14 protein-coding genes are annotated in these 15377 nt (G+C 74.1%); 6 read left to right on the plus strand and 8 right to left on the minus strand.

Features of this window, described 5'->3' with window-relative positions:
- Positions 1 to 73: 73 nt before the first annotated feature.
- Complete coding sequence (locus ABT048_RS16545; RefSeq protein ID WP_402800723.1) at positions 74 to 1222, minus strand: NAD-dependent epimerase/dehydratase family protein; 1149 nt, start codon at positions 1220 to 1222, stop codon at positions 74 to 76.
- Between the two features lie 198 nt (positions 1223 to 1420).
- Between ABT048_RS16545 and ABT048_RS16550 the strand changes: the two genes are divergently transcribed.
- Positions 1421 to 2935 (plus strand): zinc-dependent metalloprotease, encoded by a 1515-nt coding sequence (locus ABT048_RS16550; RefSeq protein WP_350522093.1) that lies wholly within the window; start codon positions 1421 to 1423, stop codon positions 2933 to 2935.
- Positions 2932 to 3522: an NUDIX hydrolase gene (locus tag ABT048_RS16555; protein ID WP_350522094.1), complete on the plus strand. Its 591-nt coding sequence runs from the start codon at positions 2932 to 2934 to the stop codon at positions 3520 to 3522. The genes ABT048_RS16550 and ABT048_RS16555 overlap by 4 nt, the downstream gene beginning before the upstream one ends.
- A gap of 141 nt (positions 3523 to 3663) precedes the next feature.
- Here the strand turns inward: ABT048_RS16555 and ABT048_RS16560 are convergent, their stop codons facing one another.
- Positions 3664 to 4293 (minus strand): M48 metallopeptidase family protein, encoded by a 630-nt coding sequence (locus ABT048_RS16560; protein ID WP_350522095.1) that lies wholly within the window; start codon positions 4291 to 4293, stop codon positions 3664 to 3666.
- Between the two features lie 360 nt (positions 4294 to 4653).
- On the opposite strand from ABT048_RS16560, the gene ABT048_RS16565 reads away from it, so the two are divergent.
- The gene (locus ABT048_RS16565) at positions 4654 to 5742 is read left to right on the plus strand and encodes a TOMM precursor leader peptide-binding protein (RefSeq protein ID WP_350522096.1); all 1089 of its coding nucleotides are present in this window, start codon (positions 4654 to 4656) and stop codon (positions 5740 to 5742) included.
- Positions 5743 to 5884: 142 nt separating this feature from the next.
- On the opposite strand, the gene ABT048_RS16570 is transcribed toward ABT048_RS16565, so the two are convergent.
- Positions 5885 to 7432 carry an MFS transporter gene (locus ABT048_RS16570; protein ID WP_350522097.1) on the minus strand — a complete coding sequence of 516 codons (1548 nt, stop codon included), beginning with the start codon at positions 7430 to 7432 and terminating at the stop codon, positions 5885 to 5887.
- 155 nt (positions 7433 to 7587) lie between these two features.
- On the opposite strand from ABT048_RS16570, the gene ABT048_RS16575 reads away from it, so the two are divergent.
- Together ABT048_RS16575 and ABT048_RS16580 are read left to right on the plus strand one after the other, a co-directional pair.
- On the plus strand, positions 7588 to 8310 hold the full coding sequence (locus tag ABT048_RS16575) for a TetR/AcrR family transcriptional regulator C-terminal domain-containing protein (protein ID WP_350522098.1): 723 nt from the start codon (positions 7588 to 7590) through the stop codon (positions 8308 to 8310).
- Between the two features lie 160 nt (positions 8311 to 8470).
- Entirely contained in the window at positions 8471 to 9865 is a 1395-nt protein-coding gene (locus ABT048_RS16580) for an ABC1 kinase family protein (protein WP_350522099.1), read from the plus strand.
- Between the two features lie 127 nt (positions 9866 to 9992).
- Here the strand turns inward: ABT048_RS16580 and ABT048_RS16585 are convergent, their stop codons facing one another.
- The 4 genes from ABT048_RS16585 to ABT048_RS16600 form a co-directional block, all read right to left on the minus strand.
- Positions 9993 to 10391: a putative WhiB-interacting protein gene (locus tag ABT048_RS16585; protein WP_350522100.1), complete on the minus strand. Its 399-nt coding sequence runs from the start codon at positions 10389 to 10391 to the stop codon at positions 9993 to 9995.
- The gene (locus ABT048_RS16590; RefSeq protein ID WP_402219043.1) at positions 10388 to 10756 is read right to left on the minus strand and encodes a WhiB family transcriptional regulator; all 369 of its coding nucleotides are present in this window, start codon (positions 10754 to 10756) and stop codon (positions 10388 to 10390) included. Before ABT048_RS16590 ends, ABT048_RS16585 begins: the two co-directional genes overlap by 4 nt.
- Before the next feature lie 169 nt (positions 10757 to 10925).
- Positions 10926 to 11384 (minus strand): hypothetical protein, encoded by a 459-nt coding sequence (locus ABT048_RS16595; protein ID WP_350522101.1) that lies wholly within the window; start codon positions 11382 to 11384, stop codon positions 10926 to 10928.
- Between the two features lie 259 nt (positions 11385 to 11643).
- Positions 11644 to 13911, minus strand: a complete 2268-nt coding sequence (locus tag ABT048_RS16600) for an ATP-dependent DNA helicase UvrD2 (protein ID WP_502894018.1) — start codon at positions 13909 to 13911, stop codon at positions 11644 to 11646.
- Between the two features lie 164 nt (positions 13912 to 14075).
- Here ABT048_RS16600 and ABT048_RS16605 point away from each other — a divergent pair, with 164 nt between their 5' ends.
- Positions 14076 to 14333, plus strand: coding sequence for a mycoredoxin (locus ABT048_RS16605; RefSeq protein ID WP_350522102.1), 258 nt, complete (start codon positions 14076 to 14078; stop codon positions 14331 to 14333).
- Positions 14334 to 14361: 28 nt separating this feature from the next.
- Here the strand turns inward: ABT048_RS16605 and ABT048_RS16610 are convergent, their stop codons facing one another.
- Positions 14362 to 15201 carry a GntR family transcriptional regulator gene (locus ABT048_RS16610; protein WP_350522103.1) on the minus strand — a complete coding sequence of 280 codons (840 nt, stop codon included), beginning with the start codon at positions 15199 to 15201 and terminating at the stop codon, positions 14362 to 14364.
- Positions 15202 to 15377 lie beyond the last annotated feature (176 nt).

Here is a 15377-nt window from a genome sequence, read left to right on the forward strand (position 1 = left end):
GCACGCCGCCCGCCGCCCCCCCGCCCCGGGGGGGCCCCCGCCCCGGCCCGCCCGGGGCCGTCCCGGGACGTCCTCAGAAGCGGCGCCGCTTGCGGGCCCGGCGCACCAGCGCCGCCGTACCGACCAGTGCCACCGTCGCCCCGGCCGCCCCCAGGCTGGTCGCGGCCTCCTTCCCGCCCAGCCGCCGCCCGGCCACCGCGTGCTTGCCGGACACCTGGGCCAGCAGCTCGGCCAGCACCTGCTCGTTGGAGTGCACCGGGCGCCAGCCCGCCTCGTGCAGCCGGCTGCCGGACACCACCCACGGGTACATCGTGTAGGCGAGGTCCCCGGCCGGCGCCGGGGTCAGGCCCAGCCGGTGCAGCCGCGCCGCCGTCCCGAGCGCCAGCGCCGCCGGCAGCTCCATCCGCCGGATCCCGGACAGCCGCTCCACGTCCTCCTGCTCCAGCCAGCCGTCGCAGCCGACCGTCACCTCGCCCTCGACCAGACCCAGCGCCGCGTACTCCAGCGCCGCCGCCAGGTCGTCCACGTGGCAGAACTGCCAGCACGGGCGGGAGCCGGCCACCACCAGCAGGCGGGGCGCCTCGAAGTGCCGGGTCAGCACGGTGTCCACACCCGGGCCCACCACCACGGCCGGACGCAGCACCGTCACCTGCAGCCCGGGGTGGGCGCGCGGTGCGCGACGGGCCAGCCGCTCGATCTCCAGCAGGTCGCCGACCAGCGAGGCCTCCTCGGTCGCCCGCAGCTCGGAGTCCTCGGCCAGCGGCACCTCGTTGTCGGCCAGCGCGCCGTAGACCATCGCCGAGGTGCACAGCACCACCCGGTGCACCCCGGCGGCGGCGGCCGCGGTCAGCACCGTCTGGGCGCCGCGCACGTTGTAGGCGCTGCGGGCCCGCGGGTCCGACTCCATGCCGAAGTCCATCGCCAGGTGCACCACCACGTCGACCCCGGCCAGCCGCTCGGCCACCGCCGGGTCCCGGACGTCCAGCACCCGCCAGTGCACGCCCGGCACCTCGCCGCGCCGGTCGTCGACGGCCAGGACCTTCTTCACGTGCGGGGAGGCCACCAGTCGCGCCGCGACCTGCTCCCCCAGCACGCCCGCGGCGCCGGTCACCGCCACGGTCAGCGGCCGTCCGCCGTAGGCTGGAGGCGGTGACGCCGTGGTGTCCGACGCGTCCTCTCCTCCGGTCAGCCCAGAGCGAACGTCCGAAGGCGGGGAACTCACCGGCCATCCTCCACGGTTAGCTTATGTGCGTACGGACGTGTGTCACGTACGTCCATCCTGCCCGAGGCGAAGGCCCGGCGGTGCACCCGGCGCGGGCCTGCCGCGCGGGAGCCGCCCCCGAGTCCCCCACTCCACCGCCGCCCCGGGCGCAGACTTTTCCGCCACACCCGCATGACGGCCGACCGGATCGAGGACCCCGTGAGCGACCTTCCCTTCGGATTCGGCGTTCCGCCCGAGGAGCCCGAGGACGGCAAGGCCAAGCCCGACGACGCGCAGAAGAAGAAGGACCAGGAGCAGTCCGCCTCCGGCCCGCAGCCCTTCGGCTTCGGGGGCGCCAACCCCTTCGGCGCGATGTTCGGCATGCCCGGTGCCCCCGGCGGCGGCGGTGCCGACAACCCCTTCGCCGCGATGTTCGGCGGCATGAACCCGGGTGACCTCGGCGCCGCCTTCCAGCAGCTCGGGCAGATGCTCTCGTTCGAGGGCGGCCCGGTGAACTGGGACCTCGCCACCAACATCGCCCGCCAGAGCGTCGTCGCCGAGCCCGCCGAGGGCAAGAGCAAGGACCGCTCGGTCAGCGACGCGGAGCGCTCCGCCGTCGCCGAGGCCGTCCGGCTGGCCGACCTGTGGCTGGACGGCTCCACCGAGTTCCCCTCCGGCGCCGGCACCGCCGTCGCCTGGAGCCGCGCCGAGTGGATCGAGGCCACTCTCCCGGTCTGGAAGGACCTGGTCGACCCGGTCGCCGAGCGCGTCGGCAACGCCATGGGCGGCATCCTGCCCGAGGAGATGCAGGCCATGGCCGGCCCGCTGATGGGCATGATGCGCTCCATGGGCGGCGCCATGTTCGGCACCCAGATCGGCCAGGCGCTCGGCGCGCTCGCCGCCGAGGTGGTCGGCTCCGCCGACGTCGGCCTGCCGCTCGCCCCGGCCGGCAAGGCCGCGCTGCTGCCGCAGAACGTCGCCGAGTTCGGCGAGGGCCTGAACGTGCCCGCCGACGAGGTCCGGCTCTACCTCGCCCTGCGCGAGGCCGCCCACCAGCGGCTCTTCGCCCACGTGCCGTGGCTGCGCGCCCACCTGCTGGGCGCCGTCGAGGCCTACGCGCGCGGCATCAAGGTCGACACCTCCCGCATGGAGGAGCTCGTCGGCCAGCTCGACCCGAGCAACCCCGAGGCGCTCCAGGACGCCCTGGCCGGCGGCCTGCTCCAGCCCGAGGACACCCCCGAGCAGAAGGCCGCCCTCGCCCGCCTGGAGACCGCGCTCGCGCTGGTCGAGGGCTGGGTCGACGCCGTCGTGCACGCCGCCGCCGAACCGCACCTGCCGCAGGCCGGCGCGCTGCGCGAGACCGTCCGCCGCCGCCGCGCGGCCGGCGGGCCCGCCGAGCAGACCTTCGCCACCCTGGTCGGCCTGGAACTGCGCCCGCGCCGCCTGCGCGACGCCTCCCGGCTGTGGGCGCTGCTCGCCGACGCCCGGGGCATCGAGGGCCGCGACGCGCTCTGGGAGCACCCGGACATGCTGCCCACCGCCGCCGACCTCGACGACCCGGACGCCTTCGTGCACCGGGGCACCGCGGACGGCCTGGAGGGCGGCATCGACTTCGACGCGCTCGACAAGCTGCTCGGCGAGGCCGCGGCCGGCAAGCCCGACCTGACCAAGCGCGACGACGAGCCGAAGACCGACGGCACCGACACCGACGGGAAGGGCGAGCCCACCGCATGACCACGGACACCGGGACGTCCGCGTCCACCCTGCACGCGGACGCCGTCCGCACGCTGTCCGCCTGGCGCCCCGCCGAGGAGGACCAGGAACGGCTGCGGCTCGACTACCTGGAGCACCTGGCGGAGCAGCCCGAGGGCCTGTACCGCTCCTGCCTGCCGGCGCACATCACCGCCAGCGCGGCGGTCGTCGACCCGGCGGCCGGTCGGGTGCTGCTCACCCTGCACCCCAAGGTCGGCATGTGGCTGCAGATGGGCGGGCACTGCGAGCCCGGGGACGGCGACCTCGCCTCGGCCGCGCTGCGCGAGGCCGTCGAGGAGTCCGGCATCCCCGACCTGGTCCTGCTGGAGGTGGACGGCGCCCCCGTCCCGGCCAAGCTGGACCGGCACCAGGTGCGCTGCGCCGGCAAGGACCGGCCGGAGAACACCCACCTCGACGTCCAGTACATCGCGGTGGCCCCGGCCGGCGCGCAGGCGCTGATCAGCGAGGAGTCGCTGGACCTGCGCTGGTTCGACTACGACCGGCTGCCGGAGCTCACCGACCACTCGGTGCGCGACCTGGTGGCCCGGGCGCGGCGGCTGACCGGCTGAGGTGAGACAGACGAAGGGGGCGCGGGCCGCAACGGCCCGCGCCCCCTTCGCGTCGTCCTCCGGTCGGGCCCGCCGCACTCCGGCCGCCCGGTGTCCCGGGCCCTCCTCGATCACGCCCCCGGCCGCGCTCCCGGCAGTGCCTCAGCCGCAGGCGGCGGCCGGGTCCGACCCCGGACCGGCGTGCCGGGCACCGGGGATGTGCGGCAGACGGGCCGCCGAGACCACGCCCTCCAGGTAGCCGCGGGCCCGCTCGGTGCGGGGGTAGGCCTCCAGCAGGGCCCAGAACGCCGGACCGTGGTCCGGCACCAGCAGGTGCGCCAGCTCGTGCAGCAGCACGTAGTCCAGGACGTACTCCGGCATGCCCTGGAGGCGGTGGGAGAGGCGGATGGTGCCCTCGCTCGGGGTGCAGGAGCCCCAGCGCGAGTTCTGATTGGTGACCCAGCGGACCTGGGTGGGATGGGCGCGGTCGCCCAGGTAGGCGGCCGACAGGTCGCGGGCCCAGGTCATCAGGGCCTCGTCCCCGGGGATCCGCCGGGACTCCTGGGCGGCGAGCTTCTCCAGCATCTGCGCGACCCAGCGCTGCTCCTCGGCGTGCGACATCCGGGCCGGGATCAGCACGACGGTGCGGTCACCCTCGCGGTAGGCGGAGACCGTACGGCTGCGGCGGGCGCTGCGCCGCACCTCGACCCGGCTGCGGTCGTGCGCCTCCGGGGAGAGCGCCCCGACGGGCGGGTGCTGCGACGACGGCCTCGACTGCTGCTCCGGGTGCATCTGGTCCGGGCGCCCGCGCGTGTTCGGCGCCGCGACCTGTGACCCGGACGCTGCACGGGCACGCCGACGCGACGCCGGTGGATGGGAGTCCCGCTCGGCTGCCATGGCACACGACGTTACCCGGTACCACGGACAGAAGTCCGCTGCCATGGCCGGAATCTTTCATGGAGTGATCGGGAACGAAAAGTCGACGGCGGGTGTCCGGAAACCGACGCCGGGGAGGATGCGCAGTTATCCACAGGGCGTGCGAACCGATGTTCCGATCATGGGTACGGACCTGTGGACAACCCTCGGCACGCCGTCGGCGCAATGGGGCATGCTGCGGTCGCCAGTCCGGAAACGATCGGAAGGGAGATCGCCGTGCGCCTCGCACTGAAGCCCGCCCTGTCCCGCAGCTGGCGGGACTCCGAGACCCTGCAGTTCGGCACCGTCACCCGCCACGCGGGGGTGCTCGGCAACGCCGACCCGACCCTGTGCGCGTTCCTCGGGCTACTCGACGGCACCCGCGACCGGCCCGAGCTCCTGGCGGCCGGCGAGCGGATCGGCCTCGGCCGCGAGCCGGCCGACACCCTGCTGACCGAGCTGGAGGAGACCGGGCTGCTGGACGACGCCGAGGCCGCCGACCGGGCCCTGACCCGTTTCCCCCAGCCGCACCGCGAGCTGCTCGGGCCCGACCTCGCCTCGCTCTCCCTGGTCCACTCCGGCCCGGGCGCCGCTCCGGCGGTCCTGACCCGACGGGCCGGCGCCCGGATCGAGGTGCGCGGCGCGGGCCGGGTCGGCGCCGCCGTGGCGGCGGTGCTCGCCGCCGGCGGAACGGGCACGGTCACCGTCACGGACGGCGGCCGGGTCGAGCCGGGCGACTGCTCCCCGGCCGGGCTGCCGCCCGCGGACGTCGGGCGGCTGCGCGCGACGGCGGCCCGGGAGGCGGTGCTGCGCGCCGCGGGCCGTCCGGCTGCTCCGGCGCCGCGCCGCAGGCCGGGGGACGGGCCGCCGGACTTCGTGGTCCTCGCACCCCGGGACGGCAGCGCCGCCTTCGCGGGCGGGACGTACGAGGCCCGGCTGCTGCTCCGGGCCGGGGTGCCGCACCTGTACGTGGGCGTGGTCGAGGAGTTCGGCGTCGTCGGACCGCTGGTGGTCCCCGGGAGGTCGGCGTGCGGGCACTGCCTGGTGCTGCGGAGGGAGGACGAGGACGCGGCCTGGCCGCGGGTCCTGGCCCAGCTGGCCCACGAGGGCCCGGGGCGGGCCCGCACCCCGGCCTGCGACACGGCCCTGGCGACGGCGGTCGCCGGACTGGCGGCGCTGCACGCGCAGGTGTACCTGGACGGCGGTCGGCCACCGAGCGTGGACGGGTGGTGCGAGGTGTCGGCGGGCGACGGGATGGCCCGGCGACTGCGGCTGCGGGGGCATCCGGACTGCGGGTGCCTGTGGCAGCCGCTGCCGCCGGGGTGAACGCCGACCCCGCCGACACCGCCGACACCGCCGACACCGGGGAACGCCGGGGAACGCCGGGGAGCATCACGGAACACCGGGGAACGCCGGAGGCCGGCACCCCGCAGGGTGCCGGCCTTCCCGGTCCGCTCGCCGCCCGGCGTCAGGCGGCGCTCACGACCTCCTCCGCGCTCTCCGCGGCCCCCGCCGCCTTCCGGTCCCGCATCACCAGCGTGGCCACCAGCGCCGCCGCCAGCACACCGATCGCGCTCACGGTGAAGGTGGTCGTCATCGCCCCGGTGAACGCCTCCCGGGCGGTCCGGACGAGCCCGGAGTCCCCGCCGGCGATCGCCAGCGCCCCGGCGATGGAGTGCTTCGCCTGCTCCGGCGTCCCGGCCGGCATCCGGTCCGCGAAGCCGCTCGACAGCAGCGAGCCCAGGATCGCGATGCCGAGCGCGGTGCCCGCCTGCTGGATGGTGTCGTTCAGCGCCGAGCCGACGCCCGCCTGCTCCGGCGGGATCGTCCCCATCAGCGCGCCCACCGCGGCCGGCATCGCCAGGCCCGCACCGAGGCCGAGCAGACCGAGCGCGACGGCCGGGACGGCGAAGCCGGTGTCGGCCGAGACGGTGGTCAGCAGCGCGAACGAGGAGGCCATCACGAGCATCCCGCCGAGGATCAGCAGCCGGTTGCCGATCTTCGCCGCAGCCTTGGCGCCGACCCCGTTGCCGAGCAGCGCCGCGACGGCCAGCGGCAGGAACGCGAGGCCCGCCTTGACCGGCGAGTACCCGAGCACGAACTGCAGGTACTGGGTGAGCACCAGCAGCAGCCCGCCGTTGCCGATCTGGACCAGGGTCAGCGAGAGCGAACCGCCGCTGAAGTCGCGGGCCCTGAAGAGCACCAGCGGCACCATCGGCGCGGCGGTGACGTTCTCCCAGACCACGAACCCGACGAGCGAGACCACCGCGACGGCCAGGGTGACCAGCTCGCGGCCGGCGAACGCGCCGTACTGCGGGATCTCGATGATCCACCAGACCAGGGCGGTCATGCCGACGGCCGACAGCACCGCGCCGAGCGGGTCGGGCTTCTGCCACGGCCCCTTGGACTCCGGCATCAGCAGCAGGCCGGCCAGGACCGCGAGCGCCACCACCGGGACGTTGATGAAGAAGATCGAGTGCCACGAGAAGTGGTCGATCAGCACGCCGCCGAGCACCGGGCTGCCGACCAGCCCCAGCATGGCCACCGAGCTCCAGGCGGCCATCGCCTTGTTGCGCTCCTCCGCGTCGAAGACGGTGATGAGGATCGACAGCGTCGACGGCATGATCAGTGCTCCGCCGACGCCCATCGCGACCCGGGCCGCGATGACCTCGCCGGGGTTGGTGCAGACGGTCGCCGCGAGCGATGCGGCCCCGAAGAGCAGCAATCCGATGATCATGACCTTCCGGCGCCCGAAGCGGTCCCCGAGGCTGCCGGCGGTCAGCAGCAGTCCGGCGAAGACCAGGACGTAGGAGTCGAGGATCCACTGGGTGTCCTGGGCGCTCGCACCCAGGTCCGCGGTCATCGAGGGCACCGCGACGGTCAGCGCCATGCTGTCGACCACCAGCACCAGCGAGCTCAGGCAGAGCACGATCAGGATCCACCAGCGGTGCGGATTGCGGCCCCCGGTGGAGCGCCCCGCGGTGTCGACCGCCCCGGTCACGTCGTCGGCTGACATCGGTCATCCCTCCCCATCTGCGCACACCGTTCCCCCGATGCGCACTGCGTTCCGTCGATGCGAACACTGTACGAATGGCGGAACAGTGTGCGCAACCCTTGACTCCTGTACGCTCCATGCGAACGGTGTACGCAGCGCGTAGGAGGAGGAGCCGCATGGCCGCCCGAACGAACCCGATCCCGTCCGTCTGGGCCCGTCGGCAGCCCGAGCCCGACCAGCCCGCCCTCAGCCGGGCCGCGATCGTCCGCGAGGCGATCGCGATGCTGGACGCCGACGGCATCGACGCCCTGAGCATGCGCAAGCTCGCCGCCCGTCTGAACGCGGGCGCCACCTCCCTCTACCGGCACGTGGCCACCAAGGACGAGCTGATGGAGCTCGCCGTGGACGAGGTCTTCGGCGAGATGGCCCTGCCGGCCGCCGGGAGCCCCGACTGGCGGGCCGCCGCCGCCGAGGCTGCCGAGGACTTCCGGGCGACGGCCCTGCGCCACCCCTGGCTCTCCTCCGTCCTGGGCCAGGCGGGCCTCGCCTACCTCGGGCCCAACCTGCTCGCCTTCTCCGAGCGGCTGGGCGCCCTCTTCACCGCCGCCGGCTTCCCCGAGCCGGCCCGGGCGATCGAGACGCTCCTCGCCTTCGTGATCGGCATGAGCACCACCGAGGCCGCCTGGCTCACCACCGTGGCGCGCTCCGGCGAGACCGAGGCCGAGTTCATCGCCCGGCTGATGCCCGCCGCCCTGGAGGCCACCGCCGACTACGCCCACCTCTCCGGCGCCTACACGGCCGCCGCCGCGATCCCCGACCCGGTCGAGATCCGCAACAGCAAGTTCTGCTACGGCCTGGAGGTCGTCCTGGACGGTCTCGCCCTGCGCCTGCCCCGCTGACCCGGCCGACCGGGACCAAGCCGCCCAACTCCCCCGCAAAGGGGCGGAACTCCCCGCCCCGCCCCGCGGAATTCCGACGGGCCCGGCGCGGGGAGCGGGCACAATGGCGTAGTGATGGTCGGCCGTCCGGTGTCGGGGGGCCAGGGGATTGGAGGCCCGGGTGAGCGATCTTCCGCGCAAGGCAGTGACCCGCACGGCACGGCTCGCCGCCCTGCCGCTGGGGATAGCCGGACGCGCCACGCTCGGCCTGGGCAGGCGCATCGGCGGCCGCTCCGCCGAGGTGGTCACCGCCGAGCTCCAACAGGCCACGGCCGACCAGCTGTTCAAGGTCCTCGGCGAGCTCAAGGGCGGGGCGATGAAGTTCGGGCAGGTGCTGTCCGTCTTCGAGGCCGCGCTGCCCGAGGAGGTCGCCGGTCCGTACCGGGCCGCGCTCACCAAGCTGCAGGACGCCGCTCCCCCCATGCCCGCCGCCAAGGTGCACACCGCGCTCGCCCAGCGGCTCGGGGACGACTGGCGCGAGCTCTTCCGGGAGTTCGACGACCGGCCCGCGGCCGCGGCCTCGATCGGCCAGGTGCACCGGGCGGTCTGGCACGACGGACGCCGGGTCGCGGTCAAGGTGCAGTACCCCGGCGCGGGCGACGCGCTGCTCGCGGACCTGTCGCAGCTGAGCCGGGTGGCCTGGCTGCTGGGCCCGCTGATCCCCGGGCTGGACATCAAGCCGCTGATCGCCGAGCTGCGCGAGCGCGTCTCGGAGGAGCTGGACTACGAGCTGGAGTCGCAGGCCCAGCGCCTGCACGCCGAGGAGTTCGCGGGCGACCCGGACATCGTGGTGCCCGGCGTGGTGGCGCAGGCCGACCAGGTGCTGGTCACCGAGTGGATGGACGGCACACCGCTGGCCGAGGTGATCGCGCGCGGCACCCAGGAGGAGCGCGACCGCGCCGGGCAGCTGCTGGCCCGGTTCCTGTTCGCCGGGCCGTCCAGGACCGGCCTGCTGCACGCGGATCCGCACCCGGGCAACTTCCGGCTGCTGAAGGACGACGGCCCGGTGTCCGGCTGGCGGCTGGGCGTGCTGGACTTCGGCACGGTGGACCGGCTGCCCGGCGGGCTCCCCGCGCCGATCGGGGCCTCGCTGCGGATGGCGCTGGACGGGAACGCGGCGGGCGTGCTGAAGATGCTGCGCGAGGAGGGCTTCGTGAAGCCCTCGATCCAGCTCGACCCGGACGCGGTGCTGGACTACCTGCTCCCGATCATCGAGCCGGCCGCGGTGGAGAACTTCCACTTCACCCGCGCCTGGATGCGCGCGCAGGCGGCCCGGATCGCCGATCCGCGCTCGCCCGCCTACAACCTGGGCAAGCAGCTCAACCTGCCGCCCGCCTACCTGCTGATCCACCGGGTGACGCTGAGCACCATCGGCGTGCTCTGCCAGCTGGGCGCCAAGGCGCCGTTCCGCGCGGAGATGCTGGAGTGGCTCCCCGAGTTCGGTGACCGGCCGCGGCCGCCGCAGCAGTCGAAGGCCCGCAAGGGCACCGCGCCGGTCCGCGTCACGAAGGACTGACACCGCCGGGGCGGCGGAGGGCGTCCGCCCCGGCCGCCGCCCCCACGGCCGCAGGCCGCTCCCCACCTGGGGGAGCGGCCTGCGGCACGACGGGGGTCAAGCGGAGGGCCGGAGCGGCCCACGGGTCCTACATCAGCGCCACGGCGAGCGCCTTGCGGGCCCGCAGCGAGGCCCGCTCGGCCCGCTGCCTGAGCTTGCGGGCCCGGACGACCCGGCTGACGAGCCGTTGGTTCTCGGCCTCGTGGAGCCTGTCTTGCATATGGGCCCGGGCCAGGGATTCGTGGAGGAGTTGCATTTCGAGGATCCTGTTCTGGGTCTGACGTTCGGTGGCCTGCTCGGCGCGGGCGGTCGGATCGACGGCGGCGGGGGTCATGTCGTGGTCCTGCTCGTGGTGCGTGCTCGGGAACGGGCTACGGGCTGCGGCGTCGGCCTTGGCGGCGGCGATCCGCACGGAACGGCGGAGGGCGCTGTCCAGCGGGGGCTGCTCTCCCCGGCGGACGACCCTGGCCTGGTCGGCGGGGTTCACGCCATGACCTCGGTCTTGCGCGGGCGGCCACGCGGCCGCTTGCGGGCCACGACGACACCCTGGACGAACAGCTCGCCGCCCCAGACGCCCCACGGCTCGCGCCGCTCCAGGGCGCCGGCCAGGCAGGCGTCCTTCACCGGGCAGGTGCCGCAGAGGGACTTCGCGTACTCGACGTCGGCGGGCGTCTCGGCGAAGAAGACCTCGGGGTCGAAGGCGCGGCACGGGATGGGGAGACCGAGCGCCTCGGCCTGCTCGATGGAGCTGATCTGCATGGAAGGAACCTCCGGGGGGTCGGCCTGGTCGGCCTTGGTGATCTGGCTTGTCGGCGGTACGGACGGGGTGGGCGGCGTGATGACCGTGGACACTGTGGGCGTCTTCCTCGTCTTCTCAGTGGTTCCGGCCCAGTGGACTGGTGGTGCTGGGCCGGAGGCCCCGGAGGGCCTGGGTTGGTCTTGCGTACCGGACAAAACAGAAGGGCCGCGGATCCCGGTGTGACGGGTTCCGCGGCCCTGGAGGTGCCGACCTGAGGCTGACTCAGGTTCGTTCTCTCCAGGGTTCAGGGCCGCGGAAGGCCCGCATCCGGGCGGCCTTGGCGCCGTTGAAGGCGGCCATGGCCTGGTTAATCAGCTGCTCGTTCTGCTTCTGGGGGTTTCCGGCACCGATGACCTGCGCATAGCCGCCATGCGTGGCGGCGGCTACAGCTGCCTTCGGTGCCTGGGTCGGTCGCTCATCGCGCAGGGAGCGCGACGTGCCGAACGACGCCCAGCCACGGGACAGACCGGTCTCGACAACGGTGCCTTCGATGCTCCTGCTGCCCGTGAAGCACAGATCAGTGTGTCCGAGACCACTGACAACGGGGGCGACGGAGACACCGGTGGTGTCGAGACCCAGACCGGTTCCACCGAGCTCGGCGAGCGCCCGCAGACGGGCGGCACGCAGGGAGGCAGCGACAACGGTCTGGCCAGTCATTTTGGTGATCATGATGTTTCCCACTGTCTTCGCCTCCTCTCGGCGTCTCGCGGAGCCAGGTTCCCCCGGCTCCGAATGTTCGGATGTCTGTCTCGGTACAGCTCTGGGTGCAGGGGAATCGGCACAGGTGTGACCCCGTGCGATCGCGTCCCCTTGACCGCCCCGGCAGGCTATTGCGCTCCCGGTACACCGCGCAAACTATTTTTCGCGGCGAGTTCCACGGCGCGCTCCGCAGCCGGATTCGAAGTCCCCGAGCAGTCCCCTGGACCGCGCCCGTGCCGGCTCACGCCGGATCGACCGAACCGTCGTCCTCGACGCCGTCCGGATCCTCCTCGGGCTCCTCCCCCGCACACAACGAGAGCACGGCAGCCCCGTACTTGTCCAGCTTCATGGCTCCGACCCCGGAGATCGAGGCCAGTTCGCCGCGGCTGGCGGGCACGTCCTCGGCGATCGCCATCAGCGTCGCGTCGGTGAACACGACGTACGCCGGGGCGCCCTGCTTCCTGGCCTGCCCGGCGCGCCACTCGCGCAGCCGCTCGTAGAGCCCCTCGTCCATCGTGGACGGGCAGCTCTCGCAGCGGCGCAGCTTGCGCTCGACGGCCTCGGTGAGCACCTTGTCGCAGACCCGGCACTTGACCGGTCCGCGGACCCGCCGGGCGGCGGAGCGCTCGCCGGGCTCGACGCCCCCGCGACCGCCGCGCGAGCCGGTCCGCGCGCCGGGTGCGGAGGAGCCGGGGCGCAGCCCGTCGAGGAAGCGGCTCGGCTTGCGGCTCGCGCGCCCGCCCGGGGAGCGGGAGAGGGCCCAGGAGAGGGTGAGGTGCTTGCGGGCGCGGGTGACGCCGACGTAGAGCAGGCGGCGCTCCTCCTCGACCTGCTCGTCGGTCTTGGCGTAGATGATCGGCAGCGTGCCCTCGGTGAGGCCGACGAGGAAGACGGCGTCCCACTCCAGGCCCTTGGCGGCGTGCAGGGAGGCGAGGGTGACGCCCTCGACGGCGGGCGCGTGCTGGGCGGCGGCGCGGGCGTCGAGCTCGGCGACGTAGGCGGCGAGGTCGGTGCCCTGGCCCGCGGCGGTACGGGTGCGCTCGAACTCCTCGGCGAGCCGGACGAGGGCGGCGAGCGACTCCCAGCGGTCGCGGACGGCCCCGGAGCCGGCCGGGGGCTCCGGGGTGAAGCCGCGGGTGGCGAGGACGGCGCGGACCTGGCCGGCGAGGTCGGGGGCGCCGTCGGTGAGCGGGTCGGAGGCGGCCCGGGCGGCGCCGCGCAGCAGGACGCCGGCGTCACGGACCTCGGGGCGCTCGAAGAACCGTTCGGCGCCCTTGAGCTGGTAGGGGACGCCGAGGTCGGCGAGGGCCTGCTCGTAGACCTCGGACTGGCCGTTGGTGCGGAAGAGGACGGCGATCTCGCTGGCGCGCACGCCGGCCGCGAGGAGGTCCTTGATCCGGCGCGCGGTGGTCTCGGCCTCGGTGGGCTCGTCCTCGTACTCGGTGTAGACGGGTTCGGGGCCGGCCTCGCGCTGGGAGACGAGTTCGAGGCGGTGCCGGGCGGCCTCGCCGCGGGCCTGGGCGAGCAGTCCGTTGGCGAGGTGGACCACCTGGGGGGTGGAGCGGTAGTCCCGGACGAGCTTGACGACGGTGGCCTCGGGGTGGAGGCCGCGGAAGTTCAGCAGGTAGTCGGGGGTGGCGCCGGTGAAGGAGTAGATGGTCTGGCTGGCGTCGCCGACGACGCAGAGGCTGGCGCCGCCGCCGGGGCCGGTCCACTGGTCGAGCAGGCGCTGCTGGAGCGGGGAGACGTCCTGGTACTCGTCGACGGTGAAGTGCCGGTACTGGGAGCGGACCTGGTCGGCGATGTCCGGGCGGTCCTCCAGGATGGCGGCGGTGAGCAGCAGGACGTCCTCGAAGTCGATGTTGCCGCGGCGGCTCTTGGTCTCCTCGTAGACGCGGTAGACCTGGGCGGTCTCGGCCGGGTCGCGGGGGGCCTCGCGGCCGGACTTGGCGACGGCGGCGGGGTAGTCGTCGGGGCCGGTCTGGGTGACCTTGGCCCACTCGATCTCGGCGGTGAGGTCGCGCAGTTCGGTGCGCTGGACGCGCAGGCCGCAGCGGCCGGCGGCCTCGGCGACGAGCTGCACCTTGCGCTCCAGCAGCTGGGGCACGGGGCCGCCGACGGCGCGCGGCCAGAAGTACTGGAGCTGGCGCAGGGCGGCGGCGTGGAAGGTGCGGGCCTGGACGCCGTCGGCCCCGAGCTGGCGCAGCCGCCCGCGCATCTCCCCGGCCGCGCGGGCGGTGAAGGTGACGGCGAGGACCTGCTGCGGGTGGTAGACGCCGCTGCGCACGCCGTAGGCGATGCGGTGGGTGATGGCGCGGGTCTTGCCCGTGCCGGCGCCGGCGAGGACGCAGACGGGACCGTGCAGGGCGGTGGCGACGGCGCGCTGCTCCGGGTCGAGCCCGGCGAGCACCGCGTCGGGGCCCGTGGCGGCGCCGGGGTCGGCCCAGGGGGAGCCGTGGGAGGCGTCGTACGGGCTGCCGCTCAAGAGGTCTTCCTGCATGCGTTCCATCTTCTCAGCCCGGTGGGACAACGGGGGCGGGGTTGTCCACAGGCCGGGTGTGATCGCAGGATGATCGCTCCGCAGTGCGGTCGATGGCGGGCCGGAATGCCCGCCGCCCGGCGGACGTTCCCTCCGGAGACCGTACGCACCTCTCTTTCGAAGGAGCCCCCTCGATGTCCGGCACCGTGACGATGTACAGCACGACCTGGTGTGGTTACTGCAACCGACTCAAGAGCCAGCTGGACCGTGAAGGCATCGGCTACACCGAGATCAACATCGAGGAGGACCCGGCGTCGGCGTCCTTCGTCGAGTCCGTGAACAACGGCAACCAGACGGTGCCGACGGTGCTGGTGAAGCCGGTGGGCGGCGGCGAGCAGGTCGTCATGACCAACCCGAGCCTGCTGCAGGTCAAGAAGGCCCTGGCGGCCTGATCCGGCCCGGTCGCCCGGTCGGCGCGCGTCACGTCGCGTCGGCCCGGGCGGGGTCGACGGGCGCGGCGGGCGCGGGCAGGGTGGTGCGCGCGCCGAGGTCGCCGATGCCGTAGACGAGCCGGCTGCGGTCGGCGGAGTAGCGGGTCTCGATGACCCGCACCGGCCCGCGCCGGTCGTAGGTGACGCGGGTCTGCACCATGAGCGGCACGCCCGGGCCGCCCTGGAACCACTGGGCCTCCTCGGGGCCGGGCATCCGGGCGACGAGGTGGTCGACGGCGCCGATCTCGGTGCGCCCGAGGGCGGCGAGCACGGCCTCGTCCCCGCCCTCGACCGGGTCGGGTTCCATCAGCGGGGTGCCGGCGGCGAGGCCGGCCCGGTAGTGGCTCTCCTCGATGGAGTACGGCTCGCGGTCGAGCAGCCGCAGCTGGCGGCGGACCACGATGGCCTCGCCGGGGCGCAGCCCCAGCCGTTCGGCGATGTCGACCCGGGCCCGGACGATCATCATCTCGAAGTCGGTGCCGAGTTCGCGTCCGGCCTCGGCGGCCTCGCCGAGGTAGACGGCGGAGGGCGCGGCCAGGCAGTCGCGCGGCGCGGGGGCCAGGGTCGGTCCGTAGGCGCGGTGGTCCAGGACGGGGTGTTCGCGCAGGTAGGTGCCCTTGCCCTGGAGCCGGACCAGACGGCCCTCGTTGACCAGGACGTCGACGGCGAGGCGGACGGTGTTGCGGGCGACGCCGTACTGGCGCTCCAGTTCGCTCTCGACCGGCAGGGCGGCGTCGGCGGTGAACTCGCCCTCGGCGATCCGACGGCGGAGGTCGGCGGCGAGGCGCTGGTATTTGGGCGATTGGGCGGTGCCCCGGGGGATTGTCACCCGAGTGAATGTAGCGAGCGCGGTGACACGGTTTCAGCCGTTTCCGGCAATGTCGTCCGTGCGGGTCGGCGTCGGGGCCGTCGAGCCGCGTTCCGGTAGCAGAACTGGCCCGTCCGGATACGAACAGCAGGTGGTGAGGAATTCGAGAAGGGATTGGAAAGGAAAAAGGGGGCGCA

It is taken from the genome of Kitasatospora sp. NPDC096140, assembly GCF_040303045.1.
Lineage (GTDB): Bacteria > Actinomycetota > Actinomycetes > Streptomycetales > Streptomycetaceae > Kitasatospora.